Source organism: Streptomyces sp. FH025 (assembly GCF_017427025.1).
GTDB lineage: Bacteria > Actinomycetota > Actinomycetes > Streptomycetales > Streptomycetaceae > Kitasatospora.
Window position 1 is genome coordinate 1 of sequence record NZ_JAFLNG010000456.1, and the last position, 6317, is coordinate 6317.

Below are 6317 nucleotides of genomic sequence, written 5' to 3' on the forward strand. Positions count from 1 at the left end.
CCCGCCGCCCGCTTCGACCTGGTGCTGGAGTTCACCCCGGAGGACACCGGCGGCTGCACACTGACGGTGGAGTACAACACCGACCTGTTCGACGGGCGGACGGTGGCCCGGATGGCGCGCCACCTGCACCGCCTGCTCGCGGGGATGGCGGACGGGCCGCAGCGCATCCTCGCAGAACTGCCGATGCTGGCCGCGGAGGAGCAGCGCACGCTGCTCGACTCCTGGAACCCGCCCGCCGACGGCGGACGGCACCTCCCGGACACCGTGCTGCCCGCGCTGTTCGAGGAGCGGGTGGCGGCCGGCCCCGAGCGGACGGCCGTGCTCTGCGGCCCGGTCCGGCTGGACTACGCGGAACTGAACCGGCGCGCCAACCGGCTGGCCCGGCTGCTGGTGGCGCGCGGCGCCGGCCCGGAGCGGCTCGTCGCGCTCTGCCTGCCGCGCACCGCCGACCTGCCCCCGGCGCTGTGGGCGGTGCTGAAGTCGGGCGCGGCGTACCTGCCGGTGGACCCGGGGTACCCGGCCGAGCGGATCCGCTTCATGCTGGCCGACGCCGGGCCCGCCCTGGTCCTCGCCACCCGGGAGACCGCCGCCGCGCTGCCCGAGGGGTGCCCGGTGCTGCTGCTGGAGGACTGCGGCGCGGAGCTGAACGGTACCGACGCCGCCGCAGATTCGACCGGTACCGACCTGACCGACGCCGACCGGCTCGGGCCGCTGCTGCCGGAGCACCCCGCCTACGTCATCTACACCTCCGGCTCGACCGGCCGGCCCAAGGGCGTCATGGTCACCCACCGCAGCGTCGTCGCCCTCGCCCGGTGGGCGGCGGAGCGCTTCGGCCCCGGCGGGCTGGACCACGTGCTCGCCGCGACCTCGCTCAACTTCGACGTGTCGGTCTTCGAACTGCTCTGCCCGCTGCTGGCGGGCGGCAGCGTCGAGGTGGTCGCCGACCTCCCCGCCCTGGCCGAGGAATCCGCCCCGCGACGCGTCGGACTGCTCAGCGGCGTGCCCTCGGCGATCTCCCGGCTGATCGCCGGCGGTTCCGCCCCCGTCGTCCCGGACACCGTCGTCCTGGCCGGCGAGGCCCTCTCCGCCCAGGCGGTGCGCGACCTCCGGCGGGCCCTGCCCGACAGCGCGATCGCCAACATCTACGGCCCCACCGAGGCCACCGTGTACGCCACGGCCTGGCACGCCGACGGCCGGCCGCCGGAGCAGGCCCCGCCGATCGGCCGACCGCTGGCCCTCACCAGGGCCTACGTCCTCGACTACGCGCTGCGCCCTCAACCCCCGGGCGTGGTCGGCGAGTTGTACCTCGGTGGCGGCGGCCTGGCACGCGGCTACCTGGGCCGCCCCGGGCTGACCTCGGCCCGCTTCGTGGCCGACCCGTACGGCGTACCGGGGGAGCGGATGTACCGCACCGGGGACCTGGTGCGCTGGAACGCCGACGGCGAGCTGGAGTACCTCGGGCGGATCGACCACCAGGTCAAGGTCCGCGGCTTCCGGATCGAACTGGGCGAGGTCGAGGAGGCACTGCGGCGCTGCGAGGGCGTCGCGGAGGCGGCCGCCACCGTCATCGAGGGCGACGGCGGCCGGCGTCTGATCGGCTACGTGGTGCCCGCCCCGGACGCCCGGGTGGAGCCCGAGGCGGTGCGCCGGACGCTCGGCCTCTCCCTGCCCGACTACCTCGTCCCCTCGACCGTCGTTCCGCTGCCCGCCCTGCCGCTCAACCCCAACGGCAAGCTCGACCGCGGCCGGCTCCCCGATCCGGGGCCCGCCGGGCGCGCCGTCCGCCACGTCGACCCCCGCACCCCCACCGAACGCGAACTGGCCGCCATCTGGGCGGAGGTGCTGCGGCTGGAGCGGGTCGGCGCGGACGACAACTTCTTCGACCTCGGCGGGGACTCCATCCTCGGCATCCAGGTGGTGGCCCGGTCCCGGCAGGCGGGCCTGCCGGTGACCTCCCGGGACCTCTACCGGCACCAGACGGTCGCCGCGCTGGCCCGGTGCGCGGACGACGCCGAGCGGCCCGCCGTGCCCGCCCCGGTGCAGGCGACCGGATCCGGGGTGCTGACCCCGATACAGCGCTGGTGGTTCGACCGGTCGGCAGGAAGTGCCGGTCACTTCAACCAGGCGCTCTCCCTGCTGCTGCCCGGCGACGTGGACCGGGCGGCCCTGGAGGACGCCCTCAACGACCTGCTCGCCCACCATGACGCCCTGCGCTCGGCCTTCACCGACGGCTCCGACGGCGACGAGGGCTCCGCCGAGGTGCGGTGGCGGATCGAGGACCGGGCGCCCCGGCTCCGCCTGGCCCGGCACACCGGCCCGGACGGCGACACCCCCCACTTCGGCCCCTTCGACCTGAGCGCCGGGCCGCTGCTGCGCGCCGTGCTGCACGAGCGCGGAGCGGAACTGCCGCCGGTGCTGCACCTGGCCGTCCACCACCTGGTGGTCGACGGGGTTTCCTGGCGGGTGCTGCTGGAGGACCTCGACACGGCCTACCGCGCCCGCCGCGACGGCCGGGACGGGGCGGGCGCGCTGCCGGCGAAGTCCTCGCCACTGCGGCAGTGGGCCCAGCGCCTCGGCGCGTACGCGGCCGAGGGCGGCTTCGAGGACGAGACGGAGTACTGGGCCCGGGCCTTCCCCGAGGAGCCCGCCGCCGAGCGGACCGAGGCCGGGGAGCCCGCCGCCGAGCCGACCGAGGCCGCCGAGCCGTTCCCGGCCGAGCTCGCGGGCGCCGGCAGCTACGCCTCGGCCCGCGCGGTGACCGTCCGGCTCAGCGCCGCCGACACCGCCGCCCTGCTGCGCACCCTGCCCGACACCTACCGCACCCAGGTCAACGACGTGCTGCTCAGCGCCCTCGGCCGGGCCCTGTGCGCGGCGAGCGGGCGGGAGCAGGTCGTGGTGGACGTCGAGGGCCACGGGCGGGAGGAGCTCTTCGCCGACCTCGACCTGAGCCGTACGGTCGGCTGGTTCACCACCCGGCACCCCGTCGCGCTGTCCGTCCCGGCCCACGGCGACTGGGGCGGTGTGCTCAAGCGGGTCAAGGAGCAGCTGCGCGCCGTCCCCCGGCGCGGCCTCGGCTTCGACGCCCTGCGCTACCTCGGCCGCCCCGGCACGGCCCCCGCCGCCCCGGCCGCGCGGATCAGCTTCAACTACCTCGGCCGGATGGCCCTCCCGGACGACCCGGACGGCCTCTACCGGGGCACCTTCCGCAGCCTGGAACTGGACGCCGACCCGCGCGCCGAGCGCCCGCACGCCCTGGAGGTGGTCGGCCGACTCGACGGCGAATCACTGGAGTTCACCTGGTTCCACGCCGAGGCGGTGCACCGGCGCGAGAGCGTCGAGGCGCTGGCCCGGCGGTTCGCCGAGGAACTGGCCGACCTCGCGCGGTACGCGGCCCGGCCGGGCGCGGCCGGGCGCACCCCGTCCGACTACCCGCTGGCCCGGCTCGACCAGGCCGCCGTGGACCGGATCACCGGTGACGACCCGGCCGCGGTGGAGGACGTCCTGCCGCTGACGCCGACCCAGTCCGGCATGCTCTTCCACGGCCTCGCCGAGGAGGACAGCGGCGCCTACTTCCAGCAGCTGGACTTCGTCCTGGAGGGCGTGCCCGACCCCGAACGGCTGGCCGCCGCCTGGCAGTGGGTGACCGACCGCACCGCCGTCCTGCGCGCCCACGTCCGCTGGCAGGACGTGCCCGAGCCGCTGCTGGTGGTGCGGCGCCGGGCCGCCGTGCCCGTCACCCACCTGGACTGGCGCGAGGTGCCGGAGCCCGAGCGCCGGGACCGGCTCGCCGACCTGCTGGACCGCGACCGGGCCCGCGGCCTCGACCTGGGCCGGGCCCCGCTCCAGCGCCTGACGCTGATCCGGCTCTCCGACGACCGGGTGCGGGTGCTGTGGTCCTTCCACCACCTCGTCCTGGACGGCTGGAGCCTCTTCCAGGTGCTGTCGGACGTCTTCGCCGCCCACGCCGCCCTGACCGGCTCGGGACCGGAGGCCGGCGTCCCGTACGGCACCGTGCCGGAGCGCCGCCCCTACCGCGACTACGTGGCCTGGCTGCGCGAGCGCGACCCGGCGGAGGCGGAGCGGCACTGGCGCGACCGCCTGGCCGGACTGGCCGAGGCGACCCCGCTGCCCTACGACCGCGAGCCGCGCCAGGACCACCGCGCGGAGTCCACCCGGGCCGTGCCGTTCACGCTGCCCGCCGCCGCGACCCGGGCCCTCGAAGAGCTCGCCCGCACCTCGGGCCTCACCCTGAACACCCTGGTCCAGGGCGCGTGGGCGATCCTGCTGGCCCGCCAGGCGGACCGGGGCGAGGTGGTGTTCGGCACCACCTCCTCCGGGCGGCCGCCCGAGCTGCCCGGGGTCGAGACCATGACCGGCCTGTTCATCACCACCCTGCCCACCCGGGCGGCGGTGCCCGCCGACGGCGCCCTGCTCGACTGGCTCCGTACGCTGCAACGCGAGCAGAGCGAGGACCGGCGCCACGGCCACCTCCCGCTCACCCGGCTGCGGTCCTGCACCGAACTGCCGGAGCGTACGGCCCTGTTCGACAGCATCGTGGTCTTCGAGAACTACCCGGTCGACGCCGACGCGGCCGCCGCCCACGGCCTGCGGCTGCGCGACCTGGACGGGATCGAGACCACCAACTACCCGCTCGCCCTGCTCGCCCAGCCCGGCCCGGAGCTGGCCCTGCGGCTCTGCTACGACCCGCGGCTGTTCGACGCCCGCACCGTCCGGCGGCTGGCCGGGCAGCTCACCGCGGCGCTCACGGCCCTGCCCGAGGGGGCGGGGCGCCCGCCCGCGCGGCTGCCGCTGCTGACCGCCGAGGAGCGCCGACGGATCCTCGTCGACTGGAACGACACCGCCGTCGGCCGGCCCGGGCGCAGCGTCGCCGAGCTCTTCGCCGAGCAGGTGCGCCGCACCCCCGACGCCGTCGCCCTGGAGGCCGGCGGCGAGCGCCTCAGTTACCGCGAACTCGACGCCCGGGCCGCCGCCCTGGCCGTTCGGCTGGCCGCGCGAGGGGTCAGGCCCGAGCGCTCGGTCGGCGTGCTGATGAACCGTTCCGTCGCCCTGGTCGTCGCCCAGCTGGCCCTGGTCCGCACCGGCGGGGTGTACGTGCCGCTGGACGGGCGGGCGCCGAACGAACGGCTGCGCCGGATGCTGGCCGAGGCCGGTGCCGAGCTGCTGCTCACCGACGCCGACCGGGCGGAGGCGGCCCGCGAACTGCTGCCCGCCGAGCGGGTGTTGAACCTGGACGAACCGGGCCTGGATGAACCGGGCCTGGACGAACCGGAGCCCACCGCCACCCCCGAGGTCCACCCCGACCACGTCCAGTACCTGATGTTCACCTCGGGCTCCACCGGCACCCCCAAGGGCGTCGCCGTGCGCCAGCGCGACGTCGCCGCGCTCGCCCTGGACCGCGCCTTCACCGGCCACGACCGGGTCCTGGTGCACTCCCCGCACGCCTTCGACGCCGCCACCTACGAGCTGTGGGTGCCGCTCCTGCGCGGCGGCACCGCCGTGCTGGCCCCGCCCGGGGACCTGGACGCCGCCGTCGTCCGCCGCGCCGTCACCGAGCAGGGCGTGCGCTGCCTGTGGCTGACCGCCGGCCTGTTCCGGCTGCTCGCCCAGGAGGACCCGGGCTGCCTGCGCGGCGCCCGGGAGGTGTGGACCGGCGGTGAGGCGGTGCCGGGCGCGGTCGTCCGGAAGGTCCTGGAGGCCTGCCCCGACCTCACCGTGGTCAACGGCTACGGCCCCACCGAGACCACCACCTTCGCCACCCGCCGGGCCTTCCGCGCGGGCGACCCGCTGCCCGCCACCCTGCCGATCGGCCGCCCCCTGGACGACACCCGGGTGTACGTCCTGGACGGCGCGCTCCAGCCGCAACCCCCAGGCATCACCGGTGAGTTGTACATCGCCGGCGCCGGGGTGGCCCGGGGCTACGCCGGCCGGCCCGGGGCGACCGCCGCCCGCTACCTCGCCGATCCCTTCGGCCCGCCCGGGGGTGGGCCCCTCGCCCCCAGCCTGGCGGCCGGGAGGTACCCCCGGCCCGGCGGCGGGCAAGGAGGGAGGATGTACCGCACCGGCGACACCGTCCGGTGGAGCGAGGACGGCGAACTCCACTTCGTGGGCCGGGCGGACGACCAGGTCAAGCTCCGCGGCTTCCGCCTCGAACCCGCCGAGATCGAGGCCCGGCTCACCGCCCACCCGGCCGTCGCCGAGGCCGTCGTCTCGCTGCGCGAGGACGCGGGCCGCAAACGGCTGGTCGCCCACCTGGTGCCGGCCGGGGGAGCCGAGCCGCCCTCCGCCGCCGAGCTGCG

General features: G+C 76.7%; 1 protein-coding gene. It reads left to right on the forward strand.

Going from position 1 to position 6317, the window contains the following annotated elements; translation table 11 throughout:
- Positions 1-6317, forward strand: a 6317-nt coding sequence (locus J0670_RS26635; protein WP_207814218.1) for a non-ribosomal peptide synthetase, incomplete at both ends; no start/stop codon positions are given.